A 14,767-nucleotide genomic window follows, 5' to 3' on the forward strand; every position below is an offset into this window, starting at 1 on the left:
CGAAACGACAAGATCAGCCTTCAGCGGCCAGCTGGCCACAGGCCGCGGCGATGTCCTGACCGCGGGTATCCCGGACCGTGCACGCCACCCCACCGGCATTCACCAACCGCACGAACTCCCGCTCCACCGGCTTCGGCGACGCATCCCACTTGCTGCCCGGCGTCGGATTCAACGGAATCACGTTGACGTGGACCAGCTGGCCCAGGTGCTTGCGCAGCCGCTTCGCCAGAAGCTGCGCTCGCCACGGCTGGTCGTTGATGTCCCGGATGAGCGCGTACTCGATCGACACGCGCCGACCGGAAGTGTCGGCGTAGTACCGCGCGGCCGAGAGCACCTCGTCGATCGACCAGCGGTTGTTCACCGGCACCAACGTGTCGCGCAGTTCGTCGTCCGGTGTGTGCAGGGACACCGCGAGACGCACCTGCATCTTCTCGTCCGCCAGCTTCCGGATCGCCGGCGCCAGCCCCACCGTCGACACCGTCACCGACCGCTGAGAGATACCAAGCCCAGCAGGAGCCGGATCAACGATTCGATATATCGCCGACATAACGCGACGAAAATTCGCCAGCGGCTCACCCATGCCCATGAAGACGATGTTCGACAGTCGCCCGGGTCCGCCGGGCATCGTGCCGTCGCGCATGACCGCCGCCGCCGAACGGACCTGGTCCACGATCTCCGCCGTCGACAGGTTGCGGTCGAGCCCGCCCTGTCCGGTCGCGCAGAACGGGCAGGCCATCCCGCAGCCGGCCTGGCTGGAGATGCACAGCGTGGCACGGTCGGGGTAGCGCATCAGCACGCTCTCCAGCAACGTGCCGTCGTGCGCGCGCCACAGCGTCTTGCGGGTCGCGCCGGCGTCCGCGGCCAGGGCGCGCACCTCGGTCAGCAGCGGCGGCATCAGCGACTCGACCAGCTTCGAGCGCGCCGCGGCCGGGATGTCGGTCATCTCGGCCGGATCGACGGTCAGCCGCGAGAAGTAGTGGTTCGACAGCTGCTTCGCGCGGAACGCCTTCTCCCCCAACTCGACGGCCGCCTCGGCCCGCTCGGCCACGGTGAGGTCGGCGAGGTGGCGCGGCGGCAGGCCGCGCTTGGGCGCATCGAAAACCAAAGGGAGGGCAGTCATGACCGATCCAGTGTTCCATACCGCCCGGCCGCACCCGGCACCCCGGCGGGGATCCGCCTCCGGCGATGCCCGGACGACCCCTGAATGCCCGGCTCAGGGGTGGGGCTCGGCGGGTCTCCCGCATTAGCGTTCCCCGGCGTCGTCACGTTCCCAGGGGGTGGGGTTCATGCGTTCCAGAGCAGCCGTCGTGCTGCTGGTCCTGTCGTTGCTCGGCACGGCGCCGGCCGTCGCCGCCGACGGCGGCAGCACGATCACGGTGCCCGGCCTGAGCCGCCCGGTCGACCTGCTCGTCGACGAGTGGGGAGTGCCGCACGTCTACGCGGCCGGCACGTCCGACCTGTTCTTCGCGCAGGGTTTCACCGTCGCCCGGGACCGGTTGTTCCAGCTCGACACCTGGCGCCGCCGGGGTTGGGCCAGCTCAGCGAGGTACTCGGACCGTCCTATGTGGAACAGGACAGGGCCGCCCGGCTTTTCCTCTACCGCGGTGACATGCGGGCCGAATGGGCCTCCTACGGGCCGGAGGCGAAGCTCGCCGCGACGCGGTTCGCCGAGGGCATCAACGGCTACATCGACTGGCTCGGCAGGCATCCGGAGTCCGTGCCGCCGGAGTTCCGCACCCTCGGGTACCAGCCCGCGCACTGGCGGCCGGAGGACGTGGTGCGCATCCGGACCCACGCGATCGGCGAGAACCTGATGTGGGAGGTGGCCCGCGCGCGGATGGTCTGCCTCGCCGGAGCGGGCGCGAGCCGGTACCTGCGCAGCCTCCATCCGGACCACGTGGCGAAAGTCCCCACCGGGCTCGATCCGTGTTCGGTGCCTGCGGACGTGCTTTCGGTGTACGACAAGGCCACCGCCGCCGTGACGTTCCCGAAGGGCGTGGGCACGCAGAAGGACATCGCGGACGCCACCAGCGGCAGCAACTCCTGGGCGATCGGCCCCGGCCGCACCGCCACCGGCCGCCCGATTCTCGCCAACGACCCGCACCGCGGCGCCGACGCACTGCCGTCGGGCCGGTACCTCGCGCAGCTGTCCGCGCCGGGGCTGAACCTCACCGGTGCCGGCGAGCCGTGGAACCCGGGCATCGCCATCGGGCACAACGGGACTGTCGCGTTCGGACTGACCAACCTGCCGATCGACCAGACCGACCTCTACGTCTACGACCTCGATCCGGCCGACCACAGCCGTTACCGGTACCGGGGACGGTGGGAGCCGATCACCAAGGTCACCGAGACCATCCCGGTGCACGGGTCCGCCCCGGTCCGGCGAGAGCTGGGTTTCACCCGGCACGGGCCGATCGTCAAGATCGACGAGAAGGCGCACAAGGCGTTCGCGGTACGCACCGTGTGGACCGAACCGGGCAGCTCCGCCTACCTCGGCAGCCTGAACTACCAGCGGGCGCGGAACTTCGGCCAGTTCACCGCGGGCATGCGGAAGTGGGGCGCGCCCGGTTCGAACCTCGTCTACGCGGACACCCATGGCGACATCGGCTACGTCCCGGCCGGGCTGACCCCGCGGCGCACCGGCGCGGACTACGACGGCCTGCTCCCGGTACCGGGGGACGGCCGGTACGAATGGGACGGCTTCCACGCCAACTCCGAACTGCCCGGGCAGCACAACCCGCCTGCCGGCTACTTCGCCTCGGCCAACGACTACAACCTGCCACCCGGATACCCGGTGGTGTCGAACTACGAATGGCAGCTGCCCTACCGGAAACAGCGCATCGACGAGCTGATCGAAGCGAAGCCGGGCGCGACCGTCGCCGATTCGCTCGCCGTGCAGCGGGACGAGAAGTCCCTGGTGGCCACGCAGCTGGTGCCGTTCGTGCGGGCACTGTCCTCGGCCGACCCGGACACCGCGAAGGCGATCGCCCTGCTCAGCGGCTTCGACGGGGTGGCGTCGGTGGAGTCGGCGCCGGCTGCGCTGTACGAGACCTGGATCATGAAGTACCTGCACAGCGGCTGGGCGCACACTTTGCTGCCCCAGGACGCCGCGGACGTGCTGTCCCAGACGATCAACCCGGACTTCAGCCTGGTGATCGACTCCTTCACCCATCCCGATGCGTGGTTCGGCAAGGACGGCGCGGCGGCGCGCGACAAGCTGATCCTGGACACGCTGCCGCTCGCTTTCCACGACGTGGCCGGGAAACTCGGTGAGGACCCGGCGAAGTGGCGCTGGGGCGGCCTGCAGTACGCGCAGTTCAACCACCCGCTCGGCAGCCCGAACGTGGGTCCGACGCCGATGGGCGGCGACTACGCCACCATCCACCCGTCGTTCTTCCACCCGCTGACCTACCAGCAGGTCATCGGGGCCACCTTCAAGATGGCGCTGGACGTCGGCGACTGGGACGCTTCGCGGGCGATCAACGCACCCGGCCAGTCCGGCGACCCGCGCAGCCCGCACTACCGGGACCTGAACGATTTGTGGGCCTCCGGCGGCTCGTTCCCGCTGCTGTCGAGCCGGGCGGAGGTGGAACGCCACCTCGACACGAGGATCCGCCTCGTGCCGCGGTGACGCTCCGGCCGGTCACGGCAGGTTCGCGACGAGGTCGGCGACGGTCTGCGGCTGCGACAGGAACGGATGGTGGCCTGCTTGCACCTCGACCACCTTGTCCGCGCGACGCGAGAATTCGCGCTGGGCCGCCGCCGGGGTGCCGCGGTCCTCAGTGCACACCACGTACGTCGTGGGCAGATCGTGCCACGCCGCCGCACGTACCGGCTGCTGAGTCACGGCCAGCGTCTGCCGGACCAGCCGAGCCGCTGCGTCGCGGACGATGCGCGGCGGGCAGTCCTGCACGAACGTCTCGGCGAACAGCTCGGGCCTGGCGCCGAACGTGCCGCCGTCGGCATCGAAGTCCAGGAACGGCGGCGGAACATCGGCGCCGAAAGTCGACAAGGATTCGCCGGGCTCGGGCAGGTAGCTCGACACGAGCACCAGGTGACGCACCTTCTCGGCGCCCGCCGCGGCCTCGGCGGCGACGATGCCACCGTAGCTGTGCGCAACGACCACGACCGGCTCCTCGCCGTCGGTCAGCGCCGCGCGCACCGAGGCGACGTCCTCGGACAACCCGGGGCCGTCCGGTCCGGCCGGCCGATCGCCCTCGCCGCAGCTCGGCAGCGCCGGGGCGACGCTGCCGATTCCGCGCTCCCGCAGAGCCGCGGCGGCCGCGTGCCACCACCAGGATCCGTCCCGCACGCACGCCCCGTGCACGAAGACAACACGCATTTCGACCTCCGCTACATCACGCATCTCGACCTACGCCCTCCACGGTAGACGTAGTACCAGTTACGTGAAAAAGTGTGCCGATGGGACGACACAAACAGCCGGAGATTCGCGGCCGGATCCTCGACGCCTGCGTCGACCACGCCCTGGCACACGGGCTGCCGGACCGCCTCGAGCCGTTCGCGACGGCGTCCGGCACCTCGACCCGGATGCTGATCTACCACTTCGGAACCCGCGACGCCCTGCTGCGGGAAACCCTGGAACGGGCACGGCAGCGGCAGCGCGACCTGTTCGGCGAACTGCTGTCCCCCCGCGCGGACGAGCCCTATCCGGACACGCTGCGGAGGGCTTGGCGGGTGATGACCGGCCCGGACGGGCGGCCGTACCTGAGCATGTTCGGCAAGCTTCGCGAGGAAGCCGAACAGCAGCTGTGGCCGGACTTTCGCCGTACCGCCACCACAGACTGGCTGCGCCCGCTCGAAGACGGCATGCGCAGCATCGGCCGCCCCGAGCTCGGCACCCTCGTGCTCGCGGTCATCCGCGGTCTCATCATGGACCTGGAGGCGACCGGCGAGACGTCGCGGACCGGCGAGGCCTTCGACGTTTTCCTGGCCACGCTGACCACCGCCGGCCGGTAGCTCAGGAAGTCAGCTTTCCCAAACGCCGCAAGGTTTCCTCGGCACCCAGGGCCTGGGTGATCGAGTGCAGGTCGGGGCTGCGGGTCGAGCCGGTGATCGCGATGCGGATGATCTGCGAGGCCTCCCGGATCGAGCCGGGGTAGGCGTCCGGGTCCTTCTTGTACTCCTTGGCGTTGCGGGCGAATCCGTGCTTCGCCGCGACGTCCCGGATCTGCTGGAACCACTCCTGGCCGTCGTCGAGCTGCCGGTAGGACGCGACGAAGTCGGACGCGACCGCGCGCACCACGTCCGGCGCGACGCCGAGCGCGGCGATCCGCTCGTCGTCGGGGCCGGTCACCTGCTGGTGCAGCTCGGGGAAGAAGAACCCGTAGACAGCACGGAAATCGCTCCACTTCTTCAGGTCCTTGCGCGGGTTTTCGACGCCTTCGCGCTCCACCGACAGCGCGCGCAACGCGAGCTCCCGTGAGGACTCCAGCAGCGCGTGCAGCTGCGGATCGAACCGCTGCGCCCATTCCTGCACGGCATCCAGGATCTCCGCCCCCGACATGGTCGCGACATAGTCGGCCGAAATGTCGTCGAGCTTCACCAGGTCCACGAGCGGGCCCGCGACACCGCACTCGTCGAGGTTGATCGGCTCCTGCAGCGCCTGCTCCAGCGGCAGCTCGGCGAGCCGGCCGTTCGCCAGGCCGCGCAGGTAGTAGAGCACCGCGCGCACCGGGAAGCCGGACTCCAGGTAGAAGTCCACCGACGCCTCGGGATCCTTGCGCTTCGACAGCTTCCGCTTGCTGCCGCCCTCCTGCTTCATCAGCGGCGCCACGTGCGCGTACGGGATGGGCTCGAATCCGAGCGCGTCGAACAGCTGCTGGTGCACCGGTACCGAGGAGATCCACTCGTCACCGCGGATGACGAGGTTCACGCGCATCAGGTGGTCGTCGACCGCGTGCGCGAAGTGGTATGTCGGCAGCCGCGGGCTCTGCTCGGAGCTCTTGAGGATCACCACGTCGTTGCGGTTGGCTTCCGCCTCGATGGTGCCGCGGATCGCGTCGGTGAAGCGCACGCGCGCACCGGTGTCGTCCGGCGCGCGGAAACGGACCACCCACGGCTCGCCGGCGTCGAGCTTCGCCTGCACATCGGCCGCTTCGGCGTCACGCCAGATCGCCCACGAGCCGTAGTAGCCGGTGGGCAGCTTCGTCGCCTGCTGACGAGCGGTGATCGACGCCAGCTCGTCCTTCGTCGCGAAGTCGACGTACGCGCGGCCCTCGCGCAGCAGGTGCCGGACGTAGGTGAGGTAGATCTGCTCGCGCTCGGACTGCCGGTACGGCCCGTAGTCGCCGCCGCGCGCCGAATCCTCGTCGGCGACGAGGCCGAAATACCCGAAGCCGCGTTCGAACTGCTCCAGCGCGCCCTCGACCTCCCGCGACTGGTCGGTGTCCTCCACACGCACCAGGTACGTGCCCCCGGAGTGATGTGCGACGTCCTGGTCGATCGTGGCCGTGTAGATGCCGCCGATGTGCACGAACCCGGTGGGCGACGGACCGAACCGGGTCACCTTCGCGCCCTCGGGCAGCTGCCGGGCCGGATAGCGCTGCTCCCAGTGCTCCGGCTCGGGCAGATCCGCGGGGAACAGGGCGTCGATGACCGAACGGTCCAGCATCGGGGGTCGGGTCTCCCAGGTCGTCGGGGTGTTTCGGGTGCCCGTTGAGTATCGCCGACTGTCGTTTGCGGGGACCGGCCAGGTCCAAGGGTTGCACTACGACCGTTTCCGATATATCGTGAACGTGTCGCAACCGTTCGAAGAGAGGATTCTGATCATGCGAAACAGACGACACCCCTTCCCCGGCGGCCACGAACACGGCGGTCACGAGCACGGCGAGCGCGGCCGGTCCGAGTTCGGCCCGTGGGCCCGTGAGTTCGGGGAGTTCGCTTTCGGCCCTGGTGGCCGTGGCCGGCGTGGCCACGGTCCGGGCGGACGCCGCGGTCCCGGTCCGCGACGCGGCCGGCGCGGCGACGTGCGGGCGGCGATCCTCGCCCTGCTGGCGGAACAACCGCGGCATGGCTACGAGATCATCCGCGAGATCGGCGAGCGCAGTGGCGGGCTGTGGAAACCGAGTCCCGGCTCGATCTACCCCACGCTGCAGATGCTGGCCGACGAGGGCCTGGTCGTGAGCCACGACGAGAACGGCAAGAAGCTGTTCGAACTGACCGGCGAAGGTTCCGCGGCCGCGGAGCAGCAGACCGGCCCCCCGCCGTGGGAGCACTTCGCCGACGACGTGGACCCGGCCGAGGCCGATCTGCGCAAGTCGGCGGGCACGCTCGCGGCGGCCGTGGTGCAGGTGATGCGCGCCGGCAGCCCGGGTCAGCAGGCTCGCGCGGTCGACGTGCTCAACGAGGCACGCCGTTCGCTCTACTCGATCCTCGGCGAAGCCGAGGACGAGCCCGGCGAGGCGGCCGAGTGACCCGGCAGGACGAGGCCGGTGGGTTTGACGCGGCTGTGCACGCGATACCCCACCGGCACCGTCACCTGCCCCGCTCCCGGGTTCATCCGGCGCACCTCGGCGATCGCCCGCTGCGCCACCCGCGCGCTGAACTCGATCTTCAGCACTGACTCCGCGGCAGCCGGATCCGCGAACTGCCACCGGGTGGTGACGCGGCGGCAGCCGAACCCCTGCGCGGCGAAGAACCGTTCCACGGCGGGCGGGTCGTAGTCCGGCAGATCCGCGCGCATCCACCCGCCGTAGGGCTCGCTGGTCACGTCGAGGTCGACGATCAGGATCGTCCCGCCCGGCCGCAGCACCCGGTCCGCCTCACGCAATCCCGGTTCACAGCCCGGGCCGAAGAAGTAGGCCGTGCGCGCGTGCACCACGTCGACGCTCGCGTCGTCCACCGGCAGCCGCTGCGCGCGTCCCTTCCGGACCCGCACGTTCGCCAGATCCCGCACCCGCCTCGCCGCGTCCCGCGCGAGCGGCGGGTGCGGTTCCACGCCGAGCACGGAGCGGGCGTCGCGGGCGAAGCGGGGCAGGTGGAACCCGTCGCCGCAGCCGAGGTCGAGCACGTCCCTGCCGGTCCAGTCGCCCGCGCCGCGCAGTACCCGCCAGATCTCGCCGTCGACGTCCTGCGCCCGGTTCTCCACCTCGTAGTCCCGCTGGTGGTACCAGATGTTGGGACTCGGCAGCACATCCTGGGAAAACCAGCGCACGAACGACTCCGATGATCACGGGCCGGCCGCGGTTCGTACCGGATTTCCCCGCTCAGAGCGTAGAACGTGCCGGCACCGAATAGACTTTCCCCTCATCGGGGAGGAGATCAGGATGTCCGGAGAGGGATCCGGCGCCCGCACGCTCCCGGCCGGGCTGCCGTGCTGGGTCGAGCTGGCCAGCCAGGACGAAACCGCCGCGCAGCGCTTCTACTCCGGCCTTTTCGGCTGGCAGTACGAGCTCCGCCGCGACCCGGCCACGCCGACCGGGCGCTACGGCATCTCCTCGCTCGAGGGCGTTCCCACCGGTGGTCTGTACCAGGCCGGAGCACGCTCCGTACTCGGCTGGACACTGCACATTTCCGTGCCGAACACCGCGACCGCGGCCGAATGGGTCGAACACCTCGGCGGCGAGCTGACCCTCGGGCCGGTCCCGATTCCCGACCGCGGCAGCATCCTGCACGCGACGGACGCGTGCGGCGCGCCGATCGTGTTCTGGCAGACCCCGCCCGACTGGCGCTTCGCCACCGGCACGCCCGGCGCCTTCAGCGGCGCCGACCTCAACACCCACGACGGCGTGAGCGCGGATCACTTCTACACCAAGCTGTTCAGCTATTCGAGCCGTCAGGTCGGTGACGGCGACAGCGTCGACTATGCGGAGTACTCCCTCGACCGGGAGCCGATGCTCTACCGGTACGTGATGGGCCCGGAGTACGAGCGCGGCACTCCGCCGCACTGGCTGGTGTACTTCGAGGTCTCCCCGGCGCGGGGCGCGGACGCGACCGCCGGGCAGGCGCTGATGCTCGGTGGTTCCGTGGTGATCGAGCCCTACGACACGCCGTTCGGCCGCACCGCGCTGCTCGCCGATCCGGACGGCTCGGTGTTCGGGGTGATCGACCACTCGCGGGTGCTGCAGGGCGTGGGCCGCGCCGAGGTCGACGACCCGTACGACGACTGAACCAGCCCGGAACTCAGGCCAGGCTTTTCCAGCAGCGGTTCAGGCGGGGACGAACGCGGACAGCAGCAGCCAGGACACCACGGCCGAGGGCAGCAGCGAATCGAGGCGGTCCATGATTCCGCCGTGCCCGGGCAGCAGCGTGCCCATGTCCTTGATGCCGAGGTCGCGTTTGATGAGCGATTCGACGAGGTCGCCCAGCGTCGCGGTGAGCACGATGGCGGCGCCGAAGAGCACGCCCTGCCACGCGTGGCCGTGCAGCATCAGGCTGATCGTGAGCGCTCCGGCGACGATGCCGGCGATCATCGAGCCGGCGAAGCCCTCCCAGGACTTCTTCGGGCTGATCGTGGGTGCCATCGGGTGCTTGCCGCCGAGTACCCCGGCGATGTAGCCGCCGGTGTCGGAGGCGACCACGGCGATCAGGAACGTGAGCACTCGCCCGACCCCGTCGTCCGGCGGCACGAGCATGGCCGCGAACGAAGCGAACAACGGCAGGTAGGCGGCGGCGAACACGGAGGCGGCGCTGTCGCGCAGGTACCCCTGCGCGCCGCCGGGCAGCCGCCAGAGCAGGCAGACCAGCACGGTGAGCACGAACGCGATGAGCATGCCCTCGTGACCGAACGGCCAGGACAGCCAGATCATCGCCTGGCCACCGGCCAGCACCGGGATCATGGCGACCCGGGTGTCGGCGACCCGCCGCAGCACCCCGGCGAACTCGAAGGTACCGACCGCGATCGCGACCGCGATGATCCCGATGAAAATGAACCGGACGGTGAGCAGGGAAACGACGATCGCCGCCCCGAGCAGCAACCCGACGCCGATCGCCGCGGGAAGATTCCGCCCGGCACGGGAGCCCTTCTTCTCCGGCTCGGCCCCCACCTTCTCCGGCTCGGCCCCCGCCGCTTCGGGCGCTCGCCGCTGACCGTCCGCGGATCCGGGTTCCCGCCACTGGGAACCCGCCGGATCGGATTCCCGCCGCTGAGCGTCCCCCGCTTCGGAGCCCCTCCCCCGGGTGTCCGGCGCAGCTGCGCGCGCCCCGGGTTCCAGCGCTCCGGCGCGCGCGGCTTCGCCCGGGGCTGCCTCGACGTGCGCCGGACTGTCCTGCCCCGGCTGTCCCACGGTTGCCGAGTCCGGCCGCGACGGCGGTTCCGGCTCGGAAGCCGGAACCGGTGGCGGGGTGGCTTCCACCCGCTCCTCGCGTTCCTCGCTCACCTGGCTCATCAGACCTCGAGCAGCTCGGCTTCCTTGTGTTTCACCAGCTCGTCGACCTGGTGCACGTAGGTGTCGGTGAGGTTCTGCAGTTCCTTCTCGGCGCGCGCGACCTCGTCCTCGCCCGCCTCGCCGTCCTTGCCGATCCGGTCCAGCTCTTCCTTGGCCTTGCGGCGGATGCTGCGGATCGAGACGCGGGCGTCCTCGCCCTTGCCCTTGGCGACCTTCACCATCTCCTTGCGCCGCTCCTCGGTGAGCTGCGGGATGACGATGCGGATCACGTTGCCGTCGTTGCTGGGGTTGACGCCGAGGTCCGATTCGCGGATGGCCTTCTCGACGGCGTTCAGCTGCGACTGGTCGTACGGCTTGACCAGGGCCATCCGTGCCTCCGGCACGGTGACGCTGGCCAGCTGGTTCAACGGGGTCGGCGCGCCGTAGTACTCGACGACGATGCGCGAGAACATCGACGGGGTGGCCCGGCCGGTGCGCACCGACGTGAGGTCATCCTTCGCGACGGACACCGCTTTTTCCATCTTCTCCTCGGCGTCGAGGAGGGTCTCGTCGATCACGGCTACTCCCGGTGTTGTGATTGTCGAAGCTGTGCTGATCCCAGCAGGTCTAGGCCGGCTGCCCGTCGGCGGGGGTGCTGACCAGCGTGCCGATCCTCTCACCGCTCACCGCGCGCGCGATGTTGCCCTCGGTGAGCAGGTTGAACACGATGATCGGCATGTTGTTGTCCATGCAGAGGCTGAACGCGGTGGCGTCGGCGACCTTGAGGTCACGCTCGAGCACCTCGCGGTGGCTGATCTCGTGGAACATCTTCGCGTCCGGGTCGGCTTTCGGGTCCGCGGTGTAGACGCCGTCCACGGCCTTGGCCATCAGCACGGCCTCGCAGCCGAGTTCGAGCGCTCGCTGTGCGGCGGCGGTGTCGGTGGAGAAGTACGGCATGCCGACGCCGGCGCCGAAGATGACCACGCGACCCTTCTCCAGGTGCCGTTCGGCGCGGCGCGGGATGTAGGGCTCGGCGACCTGGCCCATCGTGATGGCGGTCTGCACCCGGGTGGGCAGGCCTTCCTTCTCCAGGAAGTCCTGCAACGCGAGGCAGTTCATCACGGTACCCAGCATCGCCATGTAGTCGGCGCGGTCGCGGTCCATGCCGCGCTGCGACAGTTCCGCGCCGCGGAAATAGTTGCCGCCGCCGATCACCACCGCCACCTGGACGCCGGTGCGCGCGACGGCCGCGATCTGCTGGGCCACCGAGTGCACGACGTCGGGATCGACCCCGATCGACCCGCCACCGAACATCTCGCCGCCCAGTTTCAGCAGCACCCGGCGGTAGCCACCCTCGACGCGGTCACCCATGTGTGTCTCCTGCCGCTCCGTAGACCCGACTGTGCCCCGTCCCCGGATCACGGAGACGGGGCACAGTGCCAGAACCTAGTCCCAGTGCCTCGCTCAGGCCTGGCCGACCTCGAACCGGGCGAACCGGGTCACGGTCACGCCTGCCTCGTCGAGCAGGGCCTTCACGGTCTTCTTGTTGTCCTTGACCGAGGGCTGCTCGAGCAGCACGTTGTCCTTGTAGTAGGCGTTGACCTTGCCCTCGATGATCTTCGGCAGCGCCTGCTCGGGCTTGCCTTCCTCGCGGGCGGTCTGCTCGGCGATGCGGCGCTCGTTGTCGATGGTCTCGGCCGGCACCTCGTCGCGCGACAGGTACTTGGCGCGCAGCGCGGCGACCTGCATGGCGGCACCGCGGGCCGCGTCGTTGTCGTCCCCGGTGTACTCGACCAGCACACCCACGGCCGGCGGCAGGTCCGAGCCGCGACGGTGCAGGTAGGTGGCGGTCTGACCCTCGAACGCCACCACCCGGCGCAGCTCGAGCTTCTCGCCGATGCGGGCGGACAGCTCCTGCACGACCTCGTTGACCGGCTTGCCGTCCAGGTCGGCCGCCTTCAGCGCCTCGACGTCACTGGTCTTCAGCGTCTTGGCGGTCGCGACGATCTTGGCCGCGAGCTGCTGGAAGTCGTCGTTCTTGGCGACGAAGTCGGTTTCCGAGTCCAGCTCGATCAGCACGCCGCCGTCGCCGGTGACGAGACCTTCGGCGGTGGCCCGCTCGGCGCGCTTGCCGACGTCCTTGGCACCCTTGATGCGCAGGAACTCGACGGCCTTCTCGAAGTCGCCGTCGTTCTCCTCGAGGGCCTTCTTGCAGTCCATCATGCCGGCGCCGGTCATCTCGCGCAGGCGCTTCACGTCAGCGGCGGTGTAGTTCGCCATCGTGTTGAATCCGTCCGTTTCAGGTACGTGTGCTTGTGGAGCCGCGCCTGGGCGGCCGGTGCACCGGCCGCCCAGGCGCTGTCGATCAGGAGTTGGCCGGGGCCTGCTCGCCGGCCGCGTCCGCGGTCGCCGCCTCCGGAGCAGCCGCCTCCGAGGTGGCAGCGGCCGCCTCGGTCGCGTCGGCAGCGGCGGTGTCCGAGCCCGCGAGGAGCTCCTTCTCCCACTCGGCCAGCGGCTCGTCCGCGGCACCGGTCTCCGGCTTGGCGTCCGCGGAAGCGCCGCCACGCCCGGAGCGCGCCATCAGGCCGGCGGCCGCGGCCTCGGCCACGACCTTGGTGAGCAGCGCGGCCGAGCGGATCGCGTCGTCGTTGCCCGGGATCGGGTAGTCGACCTCGTCCGGGTCGCAGTTGGTGTCGAGGATCGCCACGACCGGGATGTTGAGCTTGCGAGCCTCGCCGACGGCGATGTGCTCCTTCTTCGTGTCGACGATCCACACCGCGCTCGGCACCTTGGCCATGTCGCGGATACCGCCGAGGGTCTTCTCCAGCTTGTCCTTCTCGCGCGTGAGCGTGAGGATCTCGCGCTTGGTGAGGCCGGTGAAGCCGCCGGTCTGCTCCTGCGCCTCGAGCTCCTTGAGGCGCAGGAGGCGCTTGTGCACGGTCTGGAAGTTGGTCAGCATGCCGCCGAGCCAGCGCTGGTTCACGTAGGGCATGCCCACGCGCGCGGCCTCGTTGGCGATCGCTTCCTGCGCCTGCTTCTTGGTGCCGACGAACATGATCGTGCCACCGTGCGCGACGGTTTCCTTGATGAACTCGAAGGCACGGTCGATGTAGGTCAGCGTCTGCTGCAGGTCGATGATGTAGATGCCGTTGCGCTCGGTGAAGATGTAGCGCTTCATCTTCGGGTTCCACCGACGGGTCTGGTGCCCGAAGTGCACGCCGCTGTCGAGCAGCTGCTTCATGGTGACGACGGCCATTGCCGGAATCACACCTTCTCTGTATCGCGCGCGCCCGCGGTGGGGTTCGTTCCGCCACGGATGCGCTGTCCGGTTCGTCGCTCGCGGCCGGGTGACCGCTCGCCCTGGTGCCGTGCCGGTGCCCGGACCCGAGGGGATTTCGTGAGAAACCCCCGGGACCGCCGGGCACCGCGCGCCCCTCCGTCCGGGCCCCGCCGAAAAGGCGGACCGTCCGGGAACGCACGCACGTGCACGCGAAGTCAGCCCAGCGAGTGGGCTGCGGAACTGATTCTACCCCCTGCCACCAGGCCCGTCCCCACCGGCGGCAGCGGACCCGTCGCCGGTTGTCCACAACCGGGCTCACCTGTGGACAACCCCCTCGCTACCGACGGGTAAGGACAGAGCCGTCCCCCAGCATGGACGCCGTGACCAGACCACGCCCGGCAAGACAGCAACTGCCGCCCAGCCCATGCCCGGCCGGAACAGGCCCGACCAGCCCGAAAGCGACCAGACCGACGACCACCAGACCGACGACGACCAGACCGCGCACGACACAACCACGCCCGACCGAGCCGCGCCTGACCGAACGACGTCCCCTTCCCCCTCCAACGCCCGGCCAAGCGGAAATCGGCCGCCCACCGACACCGCCCCGGTCCAGCTACATCGGAGCTTCCACCAGCGACCCCGCTATGGGAGCCACTGCCGACACTGCATCCGCCCCAGCAGGAGCAGGACCAGCGGAAGTCACGCCAGTGGCAAGTGCGGCAACGGAAGCCGCACCACCAGGAGCTACCGCAGCGGCGACTGCACCTGCGACGGAGACTCCAGCAGGAACCACCCACACTGTCGTCGAGGCGCGAGTCGGCGAAGTGAAAACGGCCCCGGTCGACGTCCCTGAACTCGAGGCTGCCGCCACCACTCCCGACCCGACCACTTCAGCAGCACCCGCTTCCGCCCTGGCCACTCCTGCCCGAGCCACTTCCGCCCCGGCTAATCCCGACCCGGCGGTTTCCGGCCCAACGGATCCTGACCCGGTCGTTCCCGATCCGACTTATCCTGATCCGGCTCACCCCGACCCGGCCACCGCCGGTCCTGCGTTCAGCGATGGAAGCACCTCCACCATTTTTCGCAGCGCAGCGGCCCGCCTCGGCATCCCAGCGGCCACTCCTGGCACCGAAGTCGCGGCCGCAGCTCCTGGCGCCCGAGT

12 protein-coding genes and 1 pseudogene are annotated in these 14,767 nt (G+C 69.8%); 4 read left to right on the top strand and 9 right to left on the bottom strand.

Annotated elements, in window-relative coordinates:
• Positions 1-13: 13 nt before the first annotated feature.
• Positions 14-1,120, bottom strand: coding sequence for a dual-specificity RNA methyltransferase RlmN (gene rlmN, locus BJY18_RS13610; RefSeq protein WP_184780329.1), 1,107 nt, complete (start codon positions 1,118-1,120; stop codon positions 14-16).
• 166 nt (positions 1,121-1,286) lie between these two features.
• Here rlmN and BJY18_RS13615 point away from each other — a divergent pair.
• Positions 1,287-3,631: pseudogene (locus BJY18_RS13615) on the top strand (penicillin acylase family protein).
• 12 nt (positions 3,632-3,643) lie between these two features.
• Here BJY18_RS13615 and BJY18_RS13620 read toward each other — a convergent pair.
• Positions 3,644-4,342: an alpha/beta hydrolase gene (locus BJY18_RS13620; RefSeq protein WP_184780330.1), complete on the bottom strand. Its 699-nt coding sequence runs from the start codon at positions 4,340-4,342 to the stop codon at positions 3,644-3,646.
• 80 nt (positions 4,343-4,422) lie between these two features.
• Here BJY18_RS13620 and BJY18_RS13625 point away from each other — a divergent pair, with 80 nt between their 5' ends.
• Positions 4,423-4,977, top strand: coding sequence for a TetR/AcrR family transcriptional regulator (locus BJY18_RS13625; RefSeq protein ID WP_184780331.1), 555 nt, complete (start codon positions 4,423-4,425; stop codon positions 4,975-4,977).
• Position 4,978: 1 nt separating this feature from the next.
• Here BJY18_RS13625 and BJY18_RS13630 read toward each other — a convergent pair whose 3' ends face one another.
• Complete coding sequence (locus BJY18_RS13630) at positions 4,979-6,631, bottom strand: glutamate--tRNA ligase (protein WP_184780332.1); 1,653 nt, start codon at positions 6,629-6,631, stop codon at positions 4,979-4,981.
• 157 nt (positions 6,632-6,788) lie between these two features.
• Here BJY18_RS13630 and BJY18_RS13635 point away from each other — a divergent pair, with 157 nt between their 5' ends.
• On the top strand, positions 6,789-7,433 hold the full coding sequence (locus BJY18_RS13635) for a PadR family transcriptional regulator (RefSeq protein ID WP_184780333.1): 645 nt from the start codon (positions 6,789-6,791) through the stop codon (positions 7,431-7,433).
• On the opposite strand, the gene BJY18_RS13640 is transcribed toward BJY18_RS13635, so the two are convergent.
• Positions 7,382-8,173, bottom strand: a complete 792-nt coding sequence (locus BJY18_RS13640) for a class I SAM-dependent methyltransferase (protein ID WP_184780334.1) — start codon at positions 8,171-8,173, stop codon at positions 7,382-7,384. The two genes, BJY18_RS13635 and BJY18_RS13640, sit on opposite strands and share 52 nt — an antisense overlap.
• A gap of 112 nt (positions 8,174-8,285) precedes the next feature.
• Between BJY18_RS13640 and BJY18_RS13645 the strand changes: the two genes are divergently transcribed.
• On the top strand, positions 8,286-9,128 hold the full coding sequence (locus tag BJY18_RS13645; protein WP_184780335.1) for a VOC family protein: 843 nt from the start codon (positions 8,286-8,288) through the stop codon (positions 9,126-9,128).
• A gap of 39 nt (positions 9,129-9,167) precedes the next feature.
• On the opposite strand, the gene BJY18_RS13650 is transcribed toward BJY18_RS13645, so the two are convergent.
• From BJY18_RS13650 to rpsB, 5 genes are all read right to left on the bottom strand, one after another.
• Positions 9,168-10,004, bottom strand: coding sequence for a phosphatidate cytidylyltransferase (locus tag BJY18_RS13650; RefSeq protein WP_184784603.1), 837 nt, complete (start codon positions 10,002-10,004; stop codon positions 9,168-9,170).
• A gap of 341 nt (positions 10,005-10,345) precedes the next feature.
• Entirely contained in the window at positions 10,346-10,903 is a 558-nt protein-coding gene (frr, locus tag BJY18_RS13655) for a ribosome recycling factor (RefSeq protein WP_184780336.1), read from the bottom strand.
• Positions 10,904-10,952: 49 nt separating this feature from the next.
• Positions 10,953-11,696 (bottom strand): UMP kinase, encoded by a 744-nt coding sequence (pyrH, locus tag BJY18_RS13660; RefSeq protein WP_184780337.1) that lies wholly within the window; start codon positions 11,694-11,696, stop codon positions 10,953-10,955.
• Positions 11,697-11,789: 93 nt separating this feature from the next.
• Positions 11,790-12,605, bottom strand: a complete 816-nt coding sequence (gene tsf / locus BJY18_RS13665) for a translation elongation factor Ts (RefSeq protein WP_184780338.1) — start codon at positions 12,603-12,605, stop codon at positions 11,790-11,792.
• Between the two features lie 85 nt (positions 12,606-12,690).
• A complete protein-coding gene (rpsB, locus tag BJY18_RS13670) occupies positions 12,691-13,581 on the bottom strand; it encodes a 30S ribosomal protein S2 (protein ID WP_184780339.1) in 891 nt (296 codons plus the stop codon).
• Positions 13,582-14,767 lie beyond the last annotated feature (1,186 nt).

It is taken from the genome of Amycolatopsis jiangsuensis (assembly GCF_014204865.1).
Lineage (GTDB): Bacteria > Actinomycetota > Actinomycetes > Mycobacteriales > Pseudonocardiaceae > Amycolatopsis > Amycolatopsis jiangsuensis.

Excerpts from the sequence above, each read along its gene's own strand:
- BJY18_RS13645 (WP_184780335.1), top strand. The coding sequence starts at position 8,286 with ATGTCCGGAGAGGGATCCGGCGCCCGCACGCTCCCGGCCGGGCTGCCG.
- BJY18_RS13625 (WP_184780331.1), top strand. The coding sequence starts at position 4,423 with ATGGGACGACACAAACAGCCGGAGATTCGCGGCCGGATCCTCGACGCC.
- rlmN (WP_184780329.1), bottom strand. The coding sequence starts at position 1,120 with ATGACTGCCCTCCCTTTGGTTTTCGATGCGCCCAAGCGCGGCCTGCCG.
- BJY18_RS13630 (WP_184780332.1), bottom strand. The coding sequence starts at position 6,631 with ATGCTGGACCGTTCGGTCATCGACGCCCTGTTCCCCGCGGATCTGCCC.
- pyrH (WP_184780337.1), bottom strand. The coding sequence starts at position 11,696 with ATGGGTGACCGCGTCGAGGGTGGCTACCGCCGGGTGCTGCTGAAACTG.
- BJY18_RS13635 (WP_184780333.1), top strand. The coding sequence starts at position 6,789 with ATGCGAAACAGACGACACCCCTTCCCCGGCGGCCACGAACACGGCGGT.
- tsf (WP_184780338.1), bottom strand. The coding sequence starts at position 12,605 with ATGGCGAACTACACCGCCGCTGACGTGAAGCGCCTGCGCGAGATGACC.
- BJY18_RS13620 (WP_184780330.1), bottom strand. The coding sequence starts at position 4,342 with ATGCGTGTTGTCTTCGTGCACGGGGCGTGCGTGCGGGACGGATCCTGG.
- rpsB (WP_184780339.1), bottom strand. The coding sequence starts at position 13,581 with ATGGCCGTCGTCACCATGAAGCAGCTGCTCGACAGCGGCGTGCACTTC.